Raw genomic sequence first — 21,441 nt, 5'->3', positions numbered from 1 at the left:
GCAATTGTTAACTCTTCAAGTATAATTTGTTGAGATTTACATGAACCTTATTAGATGAAAGAGAAAGAAGAGCAGTTTAGTTTTACACCAGACAATCTTAGCAAAGCAAAAAAGTCTATAGAGATGTATCCTAAAGGTAGAGAAGGAAGCGCTGTTATGCCTTTACTGTATCTAGTACAAGAACAATGCGGATGGGTTTCTGAATCTGCCATGCGCTACGTTGCTGACATGCTTCATATTCCACATATTCGCGTGTATGAAGTGGCAAATTTTTATACCATGTATAATTTAAAGCCAGTAGGTAAATATCTAATACAAGTTTGTAGAACAACTCCTTGCTGGTTATGCAATAGCGAGGAAGTTTTAAGTACCTTTAAAAAGAAGCTTGGAATCAATATCGGTGAAACCACTAAAGATAATCTATTTACTTTAAAGGAAGTTGAATGTCTTGGTGCATGTGTTAATGCCCCTGTTGTACAGATCAATAACGATTTTTATGAAAACCTCACTCCTGAAAAAGTGGAAAATATCATAGCAGAACTTTCAAGTAAATAGATGGAAAAGTTCTCGTTTAGGATAACCAAGCAATCAGGTTCTGCAAGAGTTGGAACGATCAAAACTCCAAATGGAAGTATAGAAACACCAGCATTTATATTTTGTGCAACCAAAGCTGCTATTAAAGCTGCAGATATCGAGAGAATCAGAGAAGCAGGTACTCAGATAATACTTTCCAACACCTATCACCTAATGCTCCAACCGGGAGAGGATACTGTGGCAAAGCTTGGTGGCTTGCACAAGATGATGGGATGGAGTGGGCCAATGCTCACTGATTCTGGTGGATACCAGATATTTAGTTTAGGACACGGATCAGTTTCAGAAGAGATAAAGGGAGTAAGACAGAAACAAAAAACTCTGATCAAAATTAACGAGGATGGGGCAATTTTTCGTTCTTACATAAATAGTAAAACTTATTGTCTAACTCCTGAAAAGTCGATACAAATTCAACAAAAATTAGGTGCAGATTTAATCTTAGTTTTAGATGAATGTACTCCATTTCACGTCAGCAAGGAGTACACAAGGAAATCGATGCTCATGAGCCATAGATGGGCTGAACGTTCTTTAAATGAATTTGAAAAAAATAATAATGGCAAACAGGTGCTTTATGGAATTAGTCAAGGCGGAGTGTATCAAGATTTGCGTAGAGAAAGTTGTGATTTTATCAACGATTTGCCATTTTTTGGTCAAGCAATAGGTGGATCACTTGGTCAAAGTAAAGAGCAGATGTATGATGTAGTTTCCTTTACTATGGAACATTTAAAAAAAGATAGGCCTACTCATTTGCTTGGTATTGGTGGAATTGTAGACATTTTTCGTGGAGTAGAGCTTGGAGTTGATACATTTGATTGCGTGCATCCAACTCGCCTCGCAAGACATGGTGGCGCGCTTGTTAAAGTAAAAAATAGAGATTCTATTTCTTCAAAGTGCAAAGAGCATATTAATTTGCGAAATCAACGATTCGAACTAGATGATAACCCAATTGAGAGTGATTGTTTGTGCTTTACCTGCAGAAAACATTCAAGAGCTTATATACACCATCTACTGAAAGCTAAAGAGTTGCTGGCTTATACACTCGTTACCATTCACAATGTTTTCTTCATGAATAAGTTGATGGAATCAATAAGACAAGCAATATTGAATGATAGGCTAGATCAGGAAAAAAATAATTGGATTAGTGAAATACCGCTGCATTGTGAATTATATACCTAGTTCATATTTTGCACATGTGCGTTGCATTTTTTAATCTTCTTTAAAAACTTGACAGTACATTATATATACGGATATACTAGAAATATAATTTTTGTGAGGCATTTATGGTTAAAAATAAAGAAAAACATCAAATAGCGTTTTGCGTTTCAGCCTTTACACTCTTAGCTGGTTTATCATTAATCGCAACTGGAATTGCAGTGGGTACCGTACCTGCTATAGCTTCTTGTTTAGTGATAGGAGGAATTTTAACTGCCTTGTCTATTGTGCAATCAGTAGAAAGCTATTTATTTTTACAAAACAGCGAAAAAACTTTCAATAAAATGATTAGTGGTATATGCGATGAACCAGAAAGCAAACTTTTTATAGAAAGGATTTTGCAACCATTCATTGAACTTTTTAGTGAGCATAAGCAACATAATTAAAGTACACTAAGCATAGAAACCACTTTATCGTAACTTGGCAATGAATTAATTTCTCCAATCGCAGCTAAAGTAATTCTTTCATGCTGAGATAGCAATTCTTCTGCTGCTTTTTTTATATCGTAAATAGTAACAGCACTAATTTTTTCTATTAATTCGTTTTTACTGATGTATTTATTATAGTTACCGTAGTAGTGTCCTAATGTTTCAGCACGCGAGCTAACACTTTCGCGTGACATTAAAATTTGAGATTTTACTCGTTCTTTTACTCTATTTACTTCTTCTTCCTTTAAATCATCTGTAGACAATTTCTTTAGCTCTGTCGTTATAGCTTTCAAAAGCTTATCTAGATTACTGCTATCTGTACCAGCAAAAATCGAAAGCATTCCTGTATCAGCATAGCTAGAGTTGAATGAGTAAATGGAATAAGCAAGCCCCTGCTTTTCTCTTACTTCCTGAAACAGGCGTGATGACATGCCACTTCCCAGTATGGCATCAAGAACTTTGAATGTGTGATATCTATTATCATCACGAGAAACACTAGGTAGACCAATTAATAAATGTACTTGATCTAATTTACGATGTTCTAAATACTCACCACCGGTATAACTTGCATTCTCGCTTTTTTTCAGCTCTTTTGAATGAATCTTTGAGAGAAAGTCTTTGATTAATTGAACAACCTCCTCATGTTCAACATTTCCTGCAACAGCAAATATAATGTTCTCGCCAAAGTAATGCTCATTTATGTAGTTATCTAGATTAGCTCGAGTAAAAGATTTGACAGTATCTTGCGTACCCAAGATTGACCTACCAAATGGTTGATCTTTATAAGCTGCTTCAAAATACTTATCAAAAATGATATCGCTCGGTGAATCATTAGTTTGAAAAATCTCTTGTATTACAACACCCTTTTCGCGTTCCAATTCATCCTCTGGAAATGTAGAATTCATTAATATATCTATTAATATATCAATGCCAGTTTTTATATCTTTTTTAAGAACCTTTGCATAATAACTGGTGCTTTCTCTACCGGTGCAGGCATTGAAGGCTCCACCTATGTCGTCAAAAGCTTTTGCAATTTCAAAAGCAGTTCTTGTCTTTGTTCCTTTGAAAGCCATGTGCTCTAGGAAATGAGATATTCCATTTTGACTTGCACTTTCAGCTCTACTGCCAACACCAACTCGTATATTTAAAGCTACGGAATCAACTTCATGCACTCGCTCAGTTATTATGCGCAGACCATTATCTAGTTTTGTTACTTGTGGTATATTCATCTTATATATTCTTCTTTAAATTCTCTTCTACAAAATCCCAATTGATCAAATGATCAAGAAAAACTTTTATGTAGTCAATTCTGCGATTTTGGCAATCCAAATAGTATGCATGCTCCCATACATCCATAGTAAGTAGTGGCACCTGGCCATAAATTAGCGGTAGATCCGCATTTGGAGTTTTAGTGATTTTGAGTTTTCCTTTTTCAAGCACTAACCACACCCATCCACTGCCAAATTGGCTTACTCCATAATTTGAAAATTCTTCACAAAATTTGTCAAAGCCACCAATATCATCTTGAATTTTTTTTGCTAGAAGACCATCATCTTTAGGCTCACCACCACCATTTTTTTTCATTGAATTCCAATAAAAAGTGTGATTCCAAACTTGTGCTGCATTGTTAAAAATAGGAACTGTATTATTATTTCCATGAACTTTCGTTACTAATTCCTCAATTTCCATATGTTGATAATCTGTGTTTTCAACCAGTTCGTTGAGTTTATTTAAATATCCCTTATGGTGCTTATCATAATGAAAATTCAATGTATTTGCAGATATGTAAGGTTCTAAAGCTGCTTTATCATATGGCAGCTCAGGTAAAGTAAAACTCATGCTGACCTCTTTATTTTCGATGGTATGGTAATATGTGCTTTTGCGCAACAGATAATTTAGTGATGTTTGTTGCAGTTATTCTAAAATAATCTATACTGATAAGGTAACTATTTTTTTATTTTTAGAGGGTTAATATGCCAAGTTCATATAGTAATTTTAAGAAATATGTTAAATTCGGAGATGTTCCTACCAAAAGTGTTGGATGTAACAAAATTCCACAAAATAGTTTCTATAAATCCGTTTACCTTATCAACAGTGTTGTTGGGCCAGTGAAAAATGTAGCTCTTGGTAGTTACCAAAATCCTTCTATGATTCAGACTACTACTTTTGCGTTAGCTAGTGTAATTCTGCAACCTTTATATCTAGCATTGGCGTATTTGTCATACTGGCCGGCAAAAGGATTAGCGAAAGTAGTAGATAGTTTTGATCTTAAGCGTAACACAAAATCGTTCATAGATTATTCATCCATGTTGTCACGTAAGACATGGGACCATAGTAGTGCATTATCTAAATTTGTTAACACAGTTTTGAGTTATGTTGTTAGTGCTGTTATTTGGGCTGCTGCGCTCGTTGTTACGCCACTCGTTTGGACTATTGATAAAGTAGCAAGTAAGTTTAGTGATGCAAACGCTGAAGGTGTTGGTAGTCCTTCTTTGTCAAAATAGATAGCCTACCAAGTGCATGTGAAACCATTGTATCTGTGTGGCAAAATAAAGTAGACGAGATAAAGACACCTATAGAAGCAAGAGGATGTCATGCAAGTAGCTGACACTGGCATCCCGATAGAATGTTGGGGAGTGTTAAATAAACTGTGTCAAACCTCCATTTTATCAATTATTAGGGAATGTTCAAAAAAGTGTGTCAAAGCGAATTTTTAGTTCAACTCAATTTTTAACCTATCAGGAAAAAAGATATCAAGTTGAGATATAGTTAGAGCCCAATTAGGCAAAGCCATAGCCCATTTTTGCTCTATCTTTTTTATAGCACAATATACCAATTTGTACAAGGCATTTGTACTGGTAAATGAACCTTTGGTTTTAGTAAATTTTCTGATTTGTCTGTGCAACCCCTCAATTGGATTGGTGGTATAAATTAGCCTTCTAACAGGGCCAGAATACTTAAAATAACTAGACAAATTTTCCCAATTGTTTTGCCACGATTTTATGACTAAAGGATATTTTTCACCCCATTTTTCCTCCAGTTCAAGTAAATAATTTTCGGCGATTTCTCTACTTGTAGCACGGTATATTTTTTTCAAATCATTCATAAAAACTTTTATATCTTTGCTGGATACGTATTTTAGTGAATTTCTTATTTGGTGCACAATGCATAACTGTACCTCAGCATTGGGAAATACGCTATTTATAGCTGTAGGGAAGCTTTTCAGACCGTCAACACAAGCTATCAAAATGTCTTCTACTCCTCTCTCTTTTAAGTCATTTAATACGCCTAGCCAGAAGTTAGCTCCCTCACTTTCTGCTAAGTAAAAACCCAGTACTTCTTTTCTGCCATTTTGGTCTATTCCTAATATATTGTACATGCATTTACTTATGCAATGTCCATTCTCTTTGACCTTAAAAAACATCCCATCCATAAATACTATCGGGTATACTGATTGTAGGGGACGACTCCTCCATTCATTGATTATAGGCAGTAATTTATCTGTAATTCCAGATATCTCTGCTGCAGATATTTTATGGTCATAGATTTCTTCCACATAGGATGCTATATCCCTGTATCCCACACCGCTTGCAAACATGTTCAAGACCTTTGTTTCAAGTTCTGGATGTAAGCTTGTTTGCCTTTTTTTCACTATCTGTGGTTCGAAACTTCCCTCTCTATCTCTTGGTGTCAATAGTTCAAATACTCGTCTTCAAAGTTTTGCCATTCTTTCCGTTTCTTCGATTCTTTTCTTCTCTTTCATTGGATAAATGATGCTCTATTTCACCTTCTAGACTTGCTTCCAGCAGCCTTTTTACAAATGGTGTTAATGCTCCATCTCTCCCCATCAATGGTTTACCTTCCCTTATTGATGACAGTATATTTGCTTCCAGCTCTTTGTAATCTACCAGGCCAGTCGTTCCATTTTCTATTTTGTAACTCATATATCAAACCTCTATTTTTTGTTTCTATTTTATTTTTATTTCTCGGTTTGACACACTTTTTTGAACATTCCCTCACTGAGAGTATCTGTTCAGGTGCATGTCAAACCAGTGTTTCTTTTCTTGTATCTCAGTTCCCATAATGTCATCCCAGTGCGTGACACCCATTTCTTTCTAGTGCTTCCTTCCTTGTCATCACAGCTTCCATAATGTCATTCCAGTGCTTGACACTGAAATCCATGTAAATTTAACTGGACGCCAATGTCACAAACTAGTTTTCTCATCTATCTTATTTTGCTACTCTGCTGAACAGATACGTCAATTTTATCTACTGATGAGCTAGGTTTGTTGTTCTTCACATGTTGTGACAAAAGCTCCATAATTTTTTTTTGCTCATAAAATTGCTGAAATGAATATATTCCATTCGAGCCAACTAACACGAAGAATCCTCCTTGTACATTTGGAGGATTATCATGCCAGCTAATTTTTCTTATGTATTCAGCAGCTTGTAAGGAAGTATCTCCTGAAAGGTTTTTAATATTAGGATCAGCACCTTTTTCTAGCAGTAATCTTGCCATTTTTTCATTACCTTTCATAGCTGCTATATGTAGAGGTGTATTGCCAAGCTGATTGCCAATATTAACATCCACCCCTTCTACACTAAGTAATAATTGAGCTACCTCGTCATGGCCATTATCAATAGCTACACACAAAGGATTCATACTGGTATCACAGCCATTGACTTTAGCACCATTATCAAGAAGCAACTTAACTACTGCTGCATGCCCATTCTGAGCAGCTAGATACAAGGGTGTGACATTATTTTTTTTATCTACTATGTTAACATCAGCATTTTTTGTGCTAATTAATAGTTCAACTATTTCAGTATGTCCGTTCTGAGAGGCTAAGTACAGAGCTGTTATACCAAATTCATTGTCTTTAGCATCAATCTCAATTTCTTGAGTATTAAGTAACACCTTTACAACTTCTACAAGTCCATTTTGAGCAGCAATATGTAAAGGTGTCTTACCATCAGTACAGTCTTTTATATTGGGATCAGCTCCCGCTTTAATTAACTCCTCTACTATAGCTTTGCTTTTAGCTACAACAGCAAAGTTTAAAACTGTACTGCCTTTAGTAGTTCTTGCATGAATATTAGCTTCTTTACTGATTAGTAACTTTACTACGTCTAAATGTCCTGAATAAACAGCAAAATGCAAGGCTGTAAATCCTTTTTTATCCTTGATATTGATATCAGTTTTTACATTAAGTAATAACCTAACTTCATTTATGTTACCATTATAAGCGGCTTGATGTAATAGAATATTTTCAACCGGGAGCGATTGAGTGCTGAACATATTTACCTCTATATAATAGTATGCCTAGTGGTATTACATCAAAACAAGGAACATTCAAGAAAAATTTTTGCATCTGGCAATCTATTTTCTCTATTCTAATATATACAAACTCTTTAAACCCACCTTGTAATCAGGATAAACTAGAGAGACACCAAGATCTTTTTTAATTTTAGTATTGCTTACTTTTTTTGACCCTAAATAAAAACCCCGTGCGTAATTTGGTACGGAAGAAATCTCAACTGGCTCTGGAGGGCTAATATTGAGAAGCTCGGCTGCATACGTGACCACTTCAGATTGCGTAGCAGGTAAATCATCTGCACAATTGTATATCTCATAAGGCTTTATATTTTGCATGGAAGAAAATAAAATATTCGATATATCTTCAACATGAACACGAGAAAAAATTTTTTTCACATTTCTTGCTTTGCCAAGCTGCAGGTCAATTAGCGCATTTCTACCAGGACCATATATCCCAGCCAAACGAAAAATATGTACAGGCAATTTGCTACTTAGCCACTTCTTTTCAGACTCAAGGCGCTTTTCTCCTCTAATTTCTATAGGCTTTGTTTCAGATTCCTCATTCACCCAATTACCACAGTGGTCACCATAAACATTAGTTGCAGACAGATAACCAAGCCATTTAATATTCTCCAGACAATGACCGTATCTCTCCATAACATCATCGCCGTCTGGAGGAATAGAAACTAAAACATGCGTTACGCTTTTAAGCAGATCTTGATCAACCTTTTCATAATCAAAAAGTTGTATATCTTTATTTCTTGATGTACCGTTAACTTTCCAGCCTAAATTTAGCAATTTTTTCGATAGAAATTTAGCTACATATCCGTAACCAAAGCAAAACAAGTGCATGGAAATTAATTTCCAAAATTTTTCTTGATAAACTCAACCCCTAACCTTATTCCTTCTTCATTAATAATATGGCCTAATCCATGAATTGGGTATCCTTGAGCGTTTACTCCATTTTCTTTCAGAGCTTTAACCGCTAAATCAAGGGAAGAAAAAGGTACCACATCATCAGCGTCACCATGAATAACACATATGCTGGGTTTTGATTTGATCTCCGGTGCAATTTTTGAAGGTGAAAGAAACCTACCAGAATATGCAACAACCGATGCACAAGACTGAAGCCGGGTAAGAGCCACATGTATTGCAAGCATTGCCCCTTGAGAAAATCCAACTAAAGAAAGCTGAGTATCTTTTAAATTAAGCTCCTTTAATTTTGTATCAATAAAATGATTTACAATTGATGCAGCATTTTTCACCCCATTATATAGTGCTTCTTCACTACGATCCTCTAAACTAAACCACTGATAACCATCACCTATTTCCCTCTCAAACGGAGCATTCGGTACCACAAAACATGAATCAGGCAAAAACTTGCTCATAACTTTAGCAAGATGCACGAAATTATCGCCACTTGAGCCCCAACCATGAAAAAAAATAATCAAATTTTTCTTATTTCCATTTGGGCAAATTTCTTGGCTTTTAAGTTCAATCATCTCTTTTGTGTTTATGTTTTTTTGTAAAACTGACTCATGCATCAATATTAAACAAAATTCTATAAAATTCAAGAATTTCCACATCACCCAAAAAGGTAAAATACTATTTTAAAGATAAAAATCCTATTTAAAAACAAAGCAGTATCTCAAAAGAGCTATATCTTTTCAAATACTTTTTTATTGTTATTTAAATCCGAGCTTCTCGTCCTTAGCATACTGTCGGCCAGGTACTCCATTGAATAGTAAGGATATTTTTAAGTGCAGTAACTACAGCTATATCTGGATCTTCACGTTTTTCTCTTTTTACTTTTATAGCTAAATAACCAACTACTGCACCCAATAATAAACCAGTAACAGCTGATGTTGCACACGTTGCAATAGCTGCTTGTGTATTATATGCTACCGCAAAACCTGTAATAAAACCTACTGCACCACAAACGCTAATGCAGACACGCTCCTTCCGAAGTTCTATTTCATTAATTTTTCGTACATGATTTTTCAAGTACTTTCTTACATCTTGAGTAGTACGTGTTAGAGCAGTTGCTCCATAGTAGTTTTTTGTGTTAGCATCTGCTTTTGCTTCTACCAGGCACTTTACTATACCTAAATCACCTCTCTGAGCAGCTAGCATTAGAGGAGTGTTTCCTTTTCTATCTTGCGTATTAACATCTGTATTTCCTTCTTTTACTAGATACTTTACTACATCCAAATGAACCTTATATATAGCTGATATTAGAGCAGTTGTTTCTTCAAAGCGTCTACCATTACTTCTTGCATTAACATCTGCTTTTGCCTCTACCAGGCACTTTACTATACCTAAATGACCCTTTTCAGCAGCAAATATTAGAGGAGTATCTTCACAGTCATTTCTTGCATTAACATCTGCTTTTGCCTCTACCAGGCACTTTACTATACCTAAATGACCATTTTTAGCAGCAAACATTAGAGCAGTTTCCCCAAATTCATTTTTTGCATTAACATTTGCTTTCGCTTCTTTTACTAGATACTTTACTACATCCAAATGACCATCTTCAGCAGCAAATATTAGAGGAGTGTTTCCAAATTCATTTCCTACATTAACATCTACTTTTGCTTCTTTTACTAGATACTTTACTACATCCAAATGACCACTTGCAGCAGCAAACATTAGAGAAGTGAATTCAAACATATCTTGTGCATTAACATCTACTTCTGCTCTTTCTACCAGGTATTTCACTGCCTCTAAATCACCATTTTTGGCAGATGAAAATAATTTAAAAAGTAGCTCAGTACGACTTCTAACTATTCGTGCAATTGATAATGCTTGTAACGTAGAAGGTTGTCTCAATTCTTGAGTATCACCTTCTAATTTTGGTACAAGATTTTTTAGCCAAGGAGCTACATGTGTGAAATAATTAAGATTCTCTTTTGTGAAACGATTCAATAAATTTTTTACAGTATTAGATTTGTCACTTTCTTCAATTTCTCTATTTATACCATAATATTCTAACAAAGCATCAAGTATTGCTTTATTGTTAAAATTATACACCATTTACTAGCCCCCTGAATAAACTTCGAAACCATCTTAATCCCTATTAAGGAATGAAAGCATTTTGTAGACTTTTTCTTTTAATACTTATGCCTTTTATTTAAAATTGGAATGAGAGCAACCTCACTACTGCTATAGCTCTTTGATATGAATAAATACTACTTAGCTTCAACTTTCTCTATCAATTTCTTGACCAAGCCTCTCAATCTTCTGCTGGAATCATCAAGCTCTTGAATTTGTGAAGCATCTTTTCTCATGAGCTCTTTGTGATTACTCTTTATGTAATCATACATTTCCTTCATCTGAGCAATCATCTTGTTGATATCCATACCACCCATATCAGGTATCATGCTAGGCATATTTCCTTCTAGCATACCGCCAGCCATAAGTTGCTGAGACATTTGCATGAATGGCTTTAAGGTCTGTTGAAGCAAATTAGGGTCGCTTGCCAATTTTTCTATTTGCTCTTTGCAAGTATCCATGTACTGCTTCATAAATTCATCATCTTGCATTTTATCTGTCATAATTACACCTATTTGAAACTAATATTATATATTGTTTTTAATTAAAAACAATACAAGAACAACTATATTAATACTTTATTAAATGACAAATTAACTATTTTAAAGATTCACATACTCTCTTTAACCATTCCTTATCTTTTATGCCATTTTCTATATTTTTATAAACAAATTGGTGATAGCTATTTATCCATTTAACTTCATCTTCAGTAAGCATTTGTATATCTATTAGCTTTTTATCATAAGGAACAGAGGTCAATTGTTTAAAGCTTAAAAAGACGTTTTCTCGCCTTTCAATATACATCAGATTCTCAATTCTTATTCCATACTTTCCTGGAATATAATAACCAGGCTCGTTAGAAAGTATCATGCCTGGAATGAGTTCCACTTTATTTCCTCTTGATATTGCTTGCGGTCCTTCGTGTACCGAAAGGTAACTTCCTACTCCATGTCCTGTACCGTGCATGTAATCCATTCCAAATTTCCATAAATGTATACGCGCTAATATGTCCAATTCTCCACCAGTAGTGCCAGAAGGAAAGACCGCACTTGCTATCGCAATGTGAGCTTTTAATACTATTGTGTAGTGAGCTCGTTGCTCATTGGTTGGACTACCAATTGCTATAGTTCTTGTAACATCGGTTGTGCCATCAAGGTACTGACCACCAGAGTCAATTAAATACAGCCCATCTTCTTGAATGACTTTATTTGTCTTATTGCTTGCACGGTAATGAATGATTGCTCCATTCTCGTTGAATGCTGAAATTATTGGAAAACTCGGTTGCTTAAACAAATTCTGCTCTTTTCTGTATTCTAAAACTTTTTCTTCAGCTTCAAGCTCAGTAATTTCACTGTCAATATTGTTTTCAAGCCAATATAGAAAATTTATAACTGCTACTCCATCTTTGATGTGCGCACTTATAGCTCCAGTTATTTCAGTTTGATTTTTTACTGCTTTGTGAATCAAACAAGGATCCTCCTTCTCAATTATCTGCTTATTTTCTATTAGACCTCTTTCATTACTTATTGTCATCCCAGTGCTTGACACTGGGATCCATGCTTTTTTATTTCTGGTCAAGCACTGGGATGACACCGAAGCTGATTTTTCATTTAAATAATGGTTATACAAGGGATCTATTGCATTCATAATGCTCATTGGAGTCGTGCTTGGATCTATCACCACCAAATTTAACTTATGTAGTGAATTTTCTAGCTCACTAATATCAAAAACATTTATATGGTTATCAAAATTTGCTTCTATAGTTGAATGTTCTTTATCTTGAATAAATAAATCAACATTGGCATTTTTATACAATATAGCACGACCCAATATACAAGGAGTATATTCAGCACTTTCATTTCTTAAATTTAATAACCACGAAATTGAATTTGGATCAGTCAGAAGCACTGCTTCAGCCTCTATGTTTTTAGCTACTCTTTCACATTTATCCTTACCACTCTCACCAGATACATGTGAGACTATTGTTTGTGCTTTATGACTACTATCTTTTTTAATTAAGTATGGTACTAGTTTACAAATGCCTTCATATTTTCTTATGTCCTTCATAGTAAAATATTGCGGATAGTAACCCAGTGAGGTAGTCAATGTTAAGTTTGCTTTTACCCATTTGTGTGGATCCTCTTCTTGTATATTATATACTCGAAAACTGCCCTGATCGAGCTGACTGCGAGCTTGTGTGATATAGCGTCCATCTGTAAAAAATGGGCACTTATTACTCTTTGTAACGATAAGTAGCCCATTTGTTCCCGTGAAGCCACATAACTCTGCTAACTCTTTTGAATATTCATTTAAATACTCGTCTTTAGTATGCAACATAAATGCATCAACATTTATTTCGTGCATAAAAGAGCGAAATTCTTCGATTTTTGACATGGAATACCTTACGCAGAATTAGCAGCTATTTTCGTTTTCTTATTCCTAAGGTACACTAATATGCTAACTATCGCTGCTGGAGTGATACCTTGTATTTGCTTCGCAATACCAATTGTTGCTGGCTTTATTGACTGCAACTTTTCTATCACTTCAGTTGACAAGCCTTTAATCTGTGAGTAGTTGAAATTAGTTGGAATTTGAGTATTAACTTCCTCTTGTAGAAACTTCATATCGGCTTCTTGTCTTACTAAATAAGGCTTGTATTTTGCTTCAATTGCAACTGCTTCATATATTTCATTCTTGGCTATGCTATCAGTTATAGTGTTATTCCAGCACATGACGCTGGAATCTACATTTTTTTCAGTGTCAACTGCATCCATTCTATCATCATTCAAGTACTGGATCCCAGTGTCAGCTACTTGGATGACAGGAAGAGGTGCTTTGGTGTTATGCAAGTAGCTGACACTGGAATCCATGTTTAACTCTGGCCATATTTCTCGTAATTTATTCCAGTCAATATTTGGATAACCGAGCAAATTTAATGCTGTTTTTCTTATTCCATCATAAGATATTTTAATGCCATAGGACCTGAGCTGCTCAGGAGTAATTGTTAGGCTCTCTAATTTCTCCTCAAGTTGCTTAATGGATTTAAGTTTACCCTGCAAAACAGAGTATCTCTCATGCGACACAAGAGAGATGTCATAACCTTTTTGTGTCAATCTTCTATCTGCATTATCTGACCTGATTGCCAGTCTATATTCTGCACGCGAGGTGAATAATCTGTAAGGCTCAGCAATTCCCTTAGTGACCAAGTCGTCTATCATTACACCGATATATGAGTCTGTACGATGAAGAACAAAACTTTTTTGAGATAAAGAGAGTGCTGCATTGATTCCGGCAATAATTCCCTGCCCGGCTGCTTCTTCATATCCAGTGGTACCATTAATTTGACCAGCAAAATATAGTCCTTTAACTTTCTTAGTTTCGAGAGTATGAAATAGCTCTCGTGGATCGATATAATCGTATTCAACTGCATATCCAGGTCTTAATATTTCTGCATTTTCAAGCCCTTTTATACTCTTTATCATTTCATACTGCACTTCGATGGGCAATGAATTTGAAATTCCATTTGGATATATAGTGTTATCATCAATCCCTTCTGGTTCTAGAAATATTTGGTGATTATTTTTTTCTGCAAATTTTTTAACTTTAGTTTCAATTGATGGGCAGTATCTTGGTGCAATAACGTTATCTAAATATGAAGAAGCTGATCTGTGAAGATTCTCTCGAATTACTTTGTGTGTATGTTCATTAGTATGAGTAATAAAACATGAAACCTGAGGCTGGTTAATTTTCTCTGTAAGATAAGAAAATGGTGTAGGTGGATTGTCACCCACTTGTTCTTGTAATACCGACCAGTTTATAGTGCCACGATCAAGCCTCGGTGGAGTTCCGGTACGTAATCTGCCCAGTTTAAAATCATACTTCTTTAGCGTATTTGCAAGCTCTATTGCAGGTTTATCTCCCATTCTTCCAGAAGGAGTTGTTTGCTCTCCTATATGAATCACACCACGTAAAAAAGTCCCTGTAGTCAAAACAACTCTGCTTGTCAGTATACGTTCACCTGAGTCTGTTGTTACAGCTTTTATATAAGATTCTCCATTGCTATCACTTTCGATAAGAAAATCGTCAACTGACTCTTCTTTTACTGTCAAGTTGTTATAATTTAGAATAATTTCCTGTATTGCTTTTTTGTATAATTTTCGGTCTGCCTGTGCACGTGGGCCCCATACCGCTGCGCCTCTGCTGCCATTTAAAACGACCGAGTGTATGCTTGCTCGGTCGATAGCTCTCCCCATTATTCCATCAAGGGCGTCTACTTCTCTAACTACAACACCCTTTGCAACTCCTCCAATTGCTGGATTACAAGACATCTCTCCTATAGTTGAAATTTTATGAGTTATAAGTAGTGTGTTTGCACCAAGGCGAGCTGCAGCTGTAGCTGCTTCACACCCGGCATGACCGCCACCTACTACCACTACATCGTACTTATGCATCTTCTTGAGTAATTCCTACTCTATAATATTCCAACTATCAGTGATTGATGTCAAATTTTACAGATTACAACATTGCACACTAACTTAGCTCAAACTGCCGTCTCTCTCGCAGAAAAAACTTTTTCAACTTTGGGAAAAATGATACTTTTATTAACTTCTTCTTCCGGAAAGGTAATACATTCATCTACTTCTTCTTCCTGAGATATTTTGACATACCCCAGTTGCGGATTAGAAATCAGTGAAAAAGCCAGGAAAATAGGGTAACCTCGGAAAATTATTTACAAAATAGAGAGGTTACCAATGAATGAAAATATAACAGAATTATTTTGCCTGATCGACGATTTTTGCAATTCAGTTGACAAGAATTTTGCAGAAAAACTTCTACCAAGTAGCAAAAAACCAACCAGGACGCCAGAGATTACGCATTCAGAGATTCTTACCATAATATTGCTATATCACCAATCCAAGTGCGACAATTTTAAAATTTTCTATGTGCATTATTTGAAATTATTATACGAATCAGCGTTTCCAAAATTGCCATCCTATAGTAGGTTTATTAGGCTAAAATCTAGGGTTTTATGGTATTTAGTGCTCTTAATGCAATGGTTTTGCGAACAGTCAAAAGTGACAGGGATTTCGTACATAGATGCAACATCTATCGCTGTTTGCCATCCAAAAAGGACCTCGAGAAATAAAGTTTTCAAAGGGTTGGCAAAGATTGGAAAGACTACCTATGGGTGGTTTTTCGGTTTTAAACTACATCTAGTAATCAACGAAGCTGGCGAAATTCAAGGGGTTACGGTGACAAAAGGCAACATTGATGATAGAAAACCTGTGCCAAATTTAACTCAGAAATTGACTGGATTATTGTTTGGAGATAAAGGATATATCAAAAAAGATCTTTTTCACGAATTATTCGATAGAGGGTTAAAGCTTGTAACCAGTATAAAAAAGGGTATGAAAAACTCATTAATGGCGCTAAATGAGAAGATTTTGTTAAGAAAAAGATCGATTATTGAGACAGTTTTTGGCTCTCTGAAAAACAACTTTGAGATTGAGCATACAAGACATAGATCACCGATAAATTTTTTGGTACACATTTTTTCTACGCTTGTTTCATATTCCATGCAGCCGAAAAAGCCCTGCATTTCTAAGCTTTACTTCGTTGGCTAATCCGCAACTGAGGTTTGACATATGTAGAATCTGTAATCGAAATTGCACTTACTGCAGATTTAATTGCTGTTTCATCTACACAATGCACTATAGCTACAGTTGCAAAAAGCCCTAAAATCGGTGCTATCAGCCCTATCATTCCACTTATTAATGTAAATCCTATTTTTGGATTAGGAAAAATAGCAGCTATGCTTCCAGCAAGTGTAACTCCAATTGCAGCGCTTGTAGATATCATCAAACTCAAAAAATTTGCTACTTTTCCATGATCCTCCTCAATAGGATCTCTTTTGCAAAACTTATATAGCAAACATCCTACGTGAAAAATCGCAATCAATGCTGGAGCTATACAACCAGCAATTCCACCTATGGCTAAAGGTGATGAAGTGTCAAAACTTAACCACCAAGCTAATACTCCTAGTGCTGACACTATACTATAAGCTAACAAACAAATATACATACAATCCCTCTCACTAATTAATAGGCATCATTTTTACTCTAAATCGCAAACTTCCCCTCCGCCATCTAAATACTAGAGCAACAAGGAATGCTAACGGACGTGCAAAAATATCTAATGTTTATATTTATGTAAAGTGGAAATTTTTAGTGGGGCGAGCGACCAGGATTGAACTGGCGACATTCAGTACCACAAACTGACGCTCTACCAACTGAGCTACGCCCGCCAAGGTATAAAATTTCTAACACACAAGCATAAATAGTCAATTAATTATTTAAGCTACCTACTTTTGCATAGAGTTTTAAGTTTAGCGAATAAACATTTTCATTTATGCTTTTAGCATTATAGTTAATCGTATTGAAATCGTGATATGTTTAAAAGTATTTTCACATTTAGTTTTTTTACAGCTATTTCAAGAATTTTAGGGCTAATAAGAGATGTATTGATTGCTACAGTTATTGGTGCAACTTCTCTTGCAGATATATTCTTTTCCTCGTTTCGCTTTGCTAATTTATTTCGATCGTTTTTTGCAGAGGGAGCATTTACTACCTCATTCATACCATTATACTCTGCAGAGTCATATGATAATAAAAAGGCATTTAATTTCGCAAGTAGTGTAATATCCATTACGTTTATTATTCTAGTAATTTTTTGCCTTATCACACAAACCTTCTTCCCTTACATGATCAAAATCTTCACTCCTGGATTTGACCAAAATAAATTTACCTTTACTGTAACTTTGTCGAAAATTATGATGCCCTACATAATCTTCGTGTCAATCGCATCACTTATTGGTGGAATGTTGCAAGTAAAACAGCATTTTGCTTCAACAGCTATTTCACCAATCATTTTGAACCTCTGTTTAATCATCAGTTTGTTTTTACCTTACATTGAAACACCGGCTCATAATCTTTCTATAGCTGTCCTGATTGGAGGGATTTTGCAGCTACTTTTAATAATATTTAGTGCATACAAATTAAAGGCTTTCTTTTCTTTTAATTTAGAATTAAGTAACGAAGTAAAATTATTTTTTAAACGTGTGATACCTGCAATTATCAACAATTGTGTAATACAAATAAGTGTATGGATTGACACAATCATGGCGAGTTTTATACCAAATGCAGTTTCTTATATATATTATGCCGATAGACTAAATCAACTACCGCAAGGAGTAATTGGCACTGCAATTGGTACAGTACTTCTTCCTCTGATTTCAAAACGAATAAATGATACTGAGAATATAGTCAAAATACAGAACAAGGCCCTTAATATAGGGTTAATATTAATTATGCCAATAACTGCTGCTTTTATCATTATTCCTGACATAATTTTACTTACGCTTTTTTCTTACGGCCGATTTGATTATTATGCAGTGCAGCAAACTGTTCCTACATTAGTAGCATTTTCTCTTTCTTTACCCGCATTTATTATAAATAAAGTATTGCTACCCACATTCTTTGCTAGGGGAAAGCTAAAAATACCAACTATGTTCTCATTAACGTGCCTTGGAATTAATGTAATACTAAATCTCATATTAATGAACAAATACCAACATATAGGAATTGCTATTGCTACTTCCATTTCCACTTGGATAAATTCTATTTTATTGATTAATTATTTAACAATAAATAAGATGTATAAGATTAGCCAAGCATTATTACTAAATATTGTAAAAATTCTCACTGCAACATTGGTTATGTCAATAGTTCTTTATCTCTCTAATTACTTATCAGCAGGGTTGTTTTTCGATAGAGGGCTAGCTCGTATTGTTTATTTAGTAACTTTAATAGCTTTGAGTGTTATTATTTATTCTAGCACTCTTTACCTAATTTTTAGAGGAAATTTGAATAATTTGAAATATGTATAAATTACACCCTTTGTATTGCTATATGTCATTTCAGCTACTATTCCAATATCCACTCCTTTCATCCCATAACCTATTCCTGTCATTCCAGCACCTATTCCTGTCATCCCAGTGCTTGACACTGGGATCCAGAAATTTTGTTGATTATATAATCTGGAAAACCTTATTTAAGTCACACTGGATCACAGTGTCACACACACAACTGTATGAGTGTTGTGGTTTGAGAGCAATTTCCACTGGGAACCCAGTGCTCATCAGACCAGCTTCTCATGTAAAAATGCTGTGTTTTAACATAAGAATAGCTACTTTTTTGCTAATTAACTTAATGTCTAATCAAATTTCCTGGATCCCAGACTGGGATGACAAGAAGAGAAGGGATGCTGGAATGAGAGGTCTATTATGAAACTTTCTTTATACGCCATATCATCAATCTTGTTTCTATTAATTCTCATGCACGTTGCTGCAACTTTTAAGGATTGGAGTGGCTACAGAGAATATATCGTAAAAGAGTTAGAGAAGACGTATGATGCTAAAGTACATGTTGGAGGAAAAATTGAAGTTTCGCTCATTACTCCAAAACTTACTATTTACAATGTATATGTACAATATAACAAAAATAAGGAACAAAAATTATCAGATTTAATTAGTGCAAAAAAAATTGAAATAAGGCCATCGTTGTTTTCATTTTCATTGCAACCAAAGTCAATCTCATTTTTGGGCATGAAAAGCAACAAAGAAAATTTACTTAATATTATAAATACGAAAGCCAATGATAATATAGTTGATATATTAATAAAGGACAGCCAAATAAGTTTTAACGCCGATACTATTAACATCAAGGAAGTTGCTATAAAAAAAAATAAGCAGTTTTTTGGTGAAGTACAGATTGGTGACAACAATTACGATTTTTCTGGAAAGGTTAATGTCACAAAAAATAATGTACACATTAGTGTTGATTCAAATTTTGCAAATTTGCTATTTAAAGGTAATAGAAATCAACAGGGTAATTTAACACTGACAATCAATAACAATTCCGGTTCTGTGAGCAATTTAGCAAAAATCATTAATCTTAGCTTCCTTTCTTATGTGATTCCCAGCGAAAATATTGAGATATCATCCAATATCAATCTCAATGAAAGCGAGTTTACGGCAACTGATTTAAAAATTGAGTCCAAAAGCATGCAAGGCACTGGTATAATACAAAATGATAGAAAAAGTGATCATACTAATATCAATATTAGTTTTAGTAAAGTCGACCTAAAAAACGGCTCACACAAAACAACAGATATGAAGGGTCTTTTAGAATCTTTTAGAGAGGTTGTGCCAAAGAACCTGAGCTTGGATTTTAATATGGAAGCTTCAAATATTCAATATCAAAACAGGATATTGGACAAATTTCATGCTACGCTAAAATTTGCTAATGGCGAAATAAACGTTGATACTCTTCTTCAATTTCCTGGAACCAATAATATATCTCGCTTATCAGGAAGAGTTTCAAACAATGGCAACTTGTCTGAATTTAATGGTGATATATTGATAAAGGGTGAGTCGTTCATTTCACATATTTTACCTTCTATCAAGATGCAAGAAAGAGAGAAAAGTCAATTTACAGCAAGTTCTAAACTATATTTAGCACCTAGAATATTATCTCTTTCAGATATCAGATTGCTAAATAACAAAGAATCTTGGCAAGGATCAATTAAGGTAAATCACACAAAAAAACACAATATGATCGATAGCAAATTTAGCATACATAACATTAATATAGATAAATATGATTATTCATTATTCAGCAAAGTGCAATGGCTGAAAAATCTTAAATATGATGTAAATATAAGAACTAGTGTTAAAGATTCTATATTCAATGGCACAAAAATTGAAGATTTGGATTTTTCATTAAAAATACAAGAGAACAAGCTAGTTGCAGATAAAATAAAGTTATTCGGAGAAGATTTCGACATTACCGGTAGTGTAAAAATATTAGTGGATCAAAAATACACTAAGCCTTTATTAGACGTAAACCTTACAGGTAATAAATTTAATGGAAATATCTTTAAATTACCAAAACTATTAGAGGTAAAAAGAAACTCAAGAAATGAAATAAATCAAATTCAATGGTCAACAAAGCAGCTTAATTTTTTAGATGAGAAAGGAGATTTTGATGCAAACGTGCAAATCAAAACTACAGAATTTAAAATTGGGCAAAACGTCTTAAAAGATTTTAACTTGGATACAGTGATAAGAAACAACACTATCACTATCAAACAGATAAGTTACATACTAGAACATGGACAAATGTTTTTTCAGGGTTATCTAAAAGCAGGCTCAATTCACACAAAATTTTCTATTGCAAATTTGGACACCAAGGAAGTTATAGGAGTTAATAACATAAATGGCAAGATAAGCTTAAGTGGTGAAATCAAAACTCAAGGGACAAGCTTTGATGATTGGGCTAGTAACTTATCAGGAAATGTAAACTTTCAAGCACAGAAAATAGAGTTTACAAATGTGGATTTTAATTCATTCATCACTAAGTTGTTAAGCAGTAAGAATAAACCTGAAATTTCCAAGCTTGCTTACGTTGATATATATAATGGCAGTACGCTTTTTGAAAATATTAATGGAAAAGTAAGTATTAACAGTGGTGTATGTTCAACTAGTTCACAGTTTAGTATCGATCAAGCATCAGGTTCTATCTCTTCTAATTTAATCTTATCTAATTTCTCCTTAATTTCTATATTCAGACTCTTTTTCATACTACCAAATCATAATAGTCCTCTTTATATCGAGGCACACTTAGATGGCCCTATTTGGTGCCCTAAGATGAGTTTTGATGTAGACCAAATTTACAACACCTTAGTTAGCAAGAAAAATAGTTAACTCATTTAGATGTAGGATTT

The 21,441-nt window shown here is 34.5% G+C and carries 17 protein-coding genes, 1 tRNA gene and 1 pseudogene; 7 read left to right on the top strand and 12 right to left on the bottom strand.

Annotated features, from left to right (window positions below; genetic code table 11):
- Positions 1–54 precede the first annotated feature (54 nt).
- The 3 genes from nuoE (at position 55) to ACQH21_RS02230 (ending at position 2,189) form a co-directional block, all read left to right on the top strand.
- On the top strand, positions 55–555 hold the full coding sequence (nuoE, locus tag ACQH21_RS02240) for an NADH-quinone oxidoreductase subunit NuoE (RefSeq protein ID WP_425384409.1): 501 nt from the start codon (positions 55–57) through the stop codon (positions 553–555).
- Positions 556–1,767, top strand: a complete 1,212-nt coding sequence (gene tgt / locus ACQH21_RS02235; protein ID WP_425384408.1) for a tRNA guanosine(34) transglycosylase Tgt — start codon at positions 556–558, stop codon at positions 1,765–1,767.
- 104 nt (positions 1,768–1,871) lie between these two features.
- A complete protein-coding gene (locus ACQH21_RS02230) occupies positions 1,872–2,189 on the top strand; it encodes a WD_0736 family protein (protein WP_010402415.1) in 318 nt (105 codons plus the stop codon).
- On the opposite strand, the gene ACQH21_RS02225 is transcribed toward ACQH21_RS02230, so the two are convergent.
- Complete coding sequence (locus ACQH21_RS02225) at positions 2,186–3,460, bottom strand: M16 family metallopeptidase (protein ID WP_064085407.1); 1,275 nt, start codon at positions 3,458–3,460, stop codon at positions 2,186–2,188. The two genes, ACQH21_RS02230 and ACQH21_RS02225, sit on opposite strands and share 4 nt — an antisense overlap.
- Before the next feature lies 1 nt (position 3,461).
- A complete protein-coding gene (locus ACQH21_RS02220; RefSeq protein ID WP_264375731.1) occupies positions 3,462–4,070 on the bottom strand; it encodes a superoxide dismutase in 609 nt (202 codons plus the stop codon).
- A 134-nt stretch (positions 4,071–4,204) separates the two neighbouring features.
- Here ACQH21_RS02220 and ACQH21_RS02215 point away from each other — a divergent pair, with 134 nt between their 5' ends.
- Positions 4,205–4,735: a hypothetical protein gene (locus ACQH21_RS02215; RefSeq protein WP_425384407.1), complete on the top strand. Its 531-nt coding sequence runs from the start codon at positions 4,205–4,207 to the stop codon at positions 4,733–4,735.
- Positions 4,736–4,944: 209 nt separating this feature from the next.
- On the opposite strand, the pseudogene ACQH21_RS02210 reads toward ACQH21_RS02215, so the two are convergent.
- The 8 genes and pseudogenes from ACQH21_RS02210 to mnmG all read right to left on the bottom strand — a co-directional run bounded on the left by ACQH21_RS02210 (position 4,945) and on the right by mnmG (position 15,050).
- Positions 4,945–6,175: pseudogene (locus ACQH21_RS02210) on the bottom strand (IS256 family transposase).
- Between the two features lie 281 nt (positions 6,176–6,456).
- The gene (locus ACQH21_RS02205; RefSeq protein ID WP_425384406.1) at positions 6,457–7,530 is read right to left on the bottom strand and encodes an ankyrin repeat domain-containing protein; all 1,074 of its coding nucleotides are present in this window, start codon (positions 7,528–7,530) and stop codon (positions 6,457–6,459) included.
- A gap of 90 nt (positions 7,531–7,620) precedes the next feature.
- The gene (locus tag ACQH21_RS02200) at positions 7,621–8,400 is read right to left on the bottom strand and encodes an SDR family oxidoreductase (protein WP_007302062.1); all 780 of its coding nucleotides are present in this window, start codon (positions 8,398–8,400) and stop codon (positions 7,621–7,623) included.
- Positions 8,401–8,405: 5 nt separating this feature from the next.
- Entirely contained in the window at positions 8,406–9,050 is a 645-nt protein-coding gene (locus tag ACQH21_RS02195) for an alpha/beta hydrolase (RefSeq protein ID WP_254229508.1), read from the bottom strand.
- Positions 9,051–9,258: 208 nt separating this feature from the next.
- Positions 9,259–10,581 carry an ankyrin repeat domain-containing protein gene (locus ACQH21_RS02190; protein WP_425384405.1) on the bottom strand — a complete coding sequence of 441 codons (1,323 nt, stop codon included), beginning with the start codon at positions 10,579–10,581 and terminating at the stop codon, positions 9,259–9,261.
- Between the two features lie 155 nt (positions 10,582–10,736).
- Positions 10,737–11,102, bottom strand: coding sequence for a hypothetical protein (locus ACQH21_RS02185; protein ID WP_019236690.1), 366 nt, complete (start codon positions 11,100–11,102; stop codon positions 10,737–10,739).
- Positions 11,103–11,196: 94 nt separating this feature from the next.
- Positions 11,197–12,993 carry a M24 family metallopeptidase gene (locus ACQH21_RS02180; protein ID WP_425384404.1) on the bottom strand — a complete coding sequence of 599 codons (1,797 nt, stop codon included), beginning with the start codon at positions 12,991–12,993 and terminating at the stop codon, positions 11,197–11,199.
- Positions 12,994–13,001: 8 nt separating this feature from the next.
- Positions 13,002–15,050 (bottom strand): tRNA uridine-5-carboxymethylaminomethyl(34) synthesis enzyme MnmG, encoded by a 2,049-nt coding sequence (gene mnmG, locus ACQH21_RS02175; RefSeq protein WP_425384403.1) that lies wholly within the window; start codon positions 15,048–15,050, stop codon positions 13,002–13,004.
- A 300-nt stretch (positions 15,051–15,350) separates the two neighbouring features.
- On the opposite strand from mnmG, the gene ACQH21_RS02170 reads away from it, so the two are divergent.
- Complete coding sequence (locus tag ACQH21_RS02170) at positions 15,351–16,223, top strand: IS982 family transposase (protein WP_425383942.1); 873 nt, start codon at positions 15,351–15,353, stop codon at positions 16,221–16,223.
- Here the strand turns inward: ACQH21_RS02170 and ACQH21_RS02165 are convergent.
- Together ACQH21_RS02165 and ACQH21_RS02160 are read right to left on the bottom strand one after the other, a co-directional pair.
- Positions 16,201–16,680: a hypothetical protein gene (locus ACQH21_RS02165; protein ID WP_425384402.1), complete on the bottom strand. Its 480-nt coding sequence runs from the start codon at positions 16,678–16,680 to the stop codon at positions 16,201–16,203. The two genes, ACQH21_RS02170 and ACQH21_RS02165, sit on opposite strands and share 23 nt — an antisense overlap.
- Positions 16,681–16,827: 147 nt before the next feature.
- Positions 16,828–16,903: transfer RNA gene (locus ACQH21_RS02160), tRNA-His, on the bottom strand.
- 144 nt (positions 16,904–17,047) lie between these two features.
- Here ACQH21_RS02160 and murJ point away from each other — a divergent pair.
- Together murJ and ACQH21_RS02150 are read left to right on the top strand one after the other, a co-directional pair.
- Positions 17,048–18,544, top strand: coding sequence for a murein biosynthesis integral membrane protein MurJ (gene murJ, locus ACQH21_RS02155; protein WP_425384401.1), 1,497 nt, complete (start codon positions 17,048–17,050; stop codon positions 18,542–18,544).
- Positions 18,545–18,940: 396 nt separating this feature from the next.
- Positions 18,941–21,421, top strand: a complete 2,481-nt coding sequence (locus ACQH21_RS02150; RefSeq protein WP_425384400.1) for an AsmA-like C-terminal region-containing protein — start codon at positions 18,941–18,943, stop codon at positions 21,419–21,421.
- Positions 21,422–21,441: the final 20 nt, after the last annotated feature.

It is taken from the genome of Wolbachia endosymbiont (group B) of Eupithecia inturbata, from assembly GCF_964030915.1.
Taxonomy (GTDB): domain Bacteria; phylum Pseudomonadota; class Alphaproteobacteria; order Rickettsiales; family Anaplasmataceae; genus Wolbachia.
This window is presented reverse-complemented; position numbering and strand designations above follow the sequence as displayed.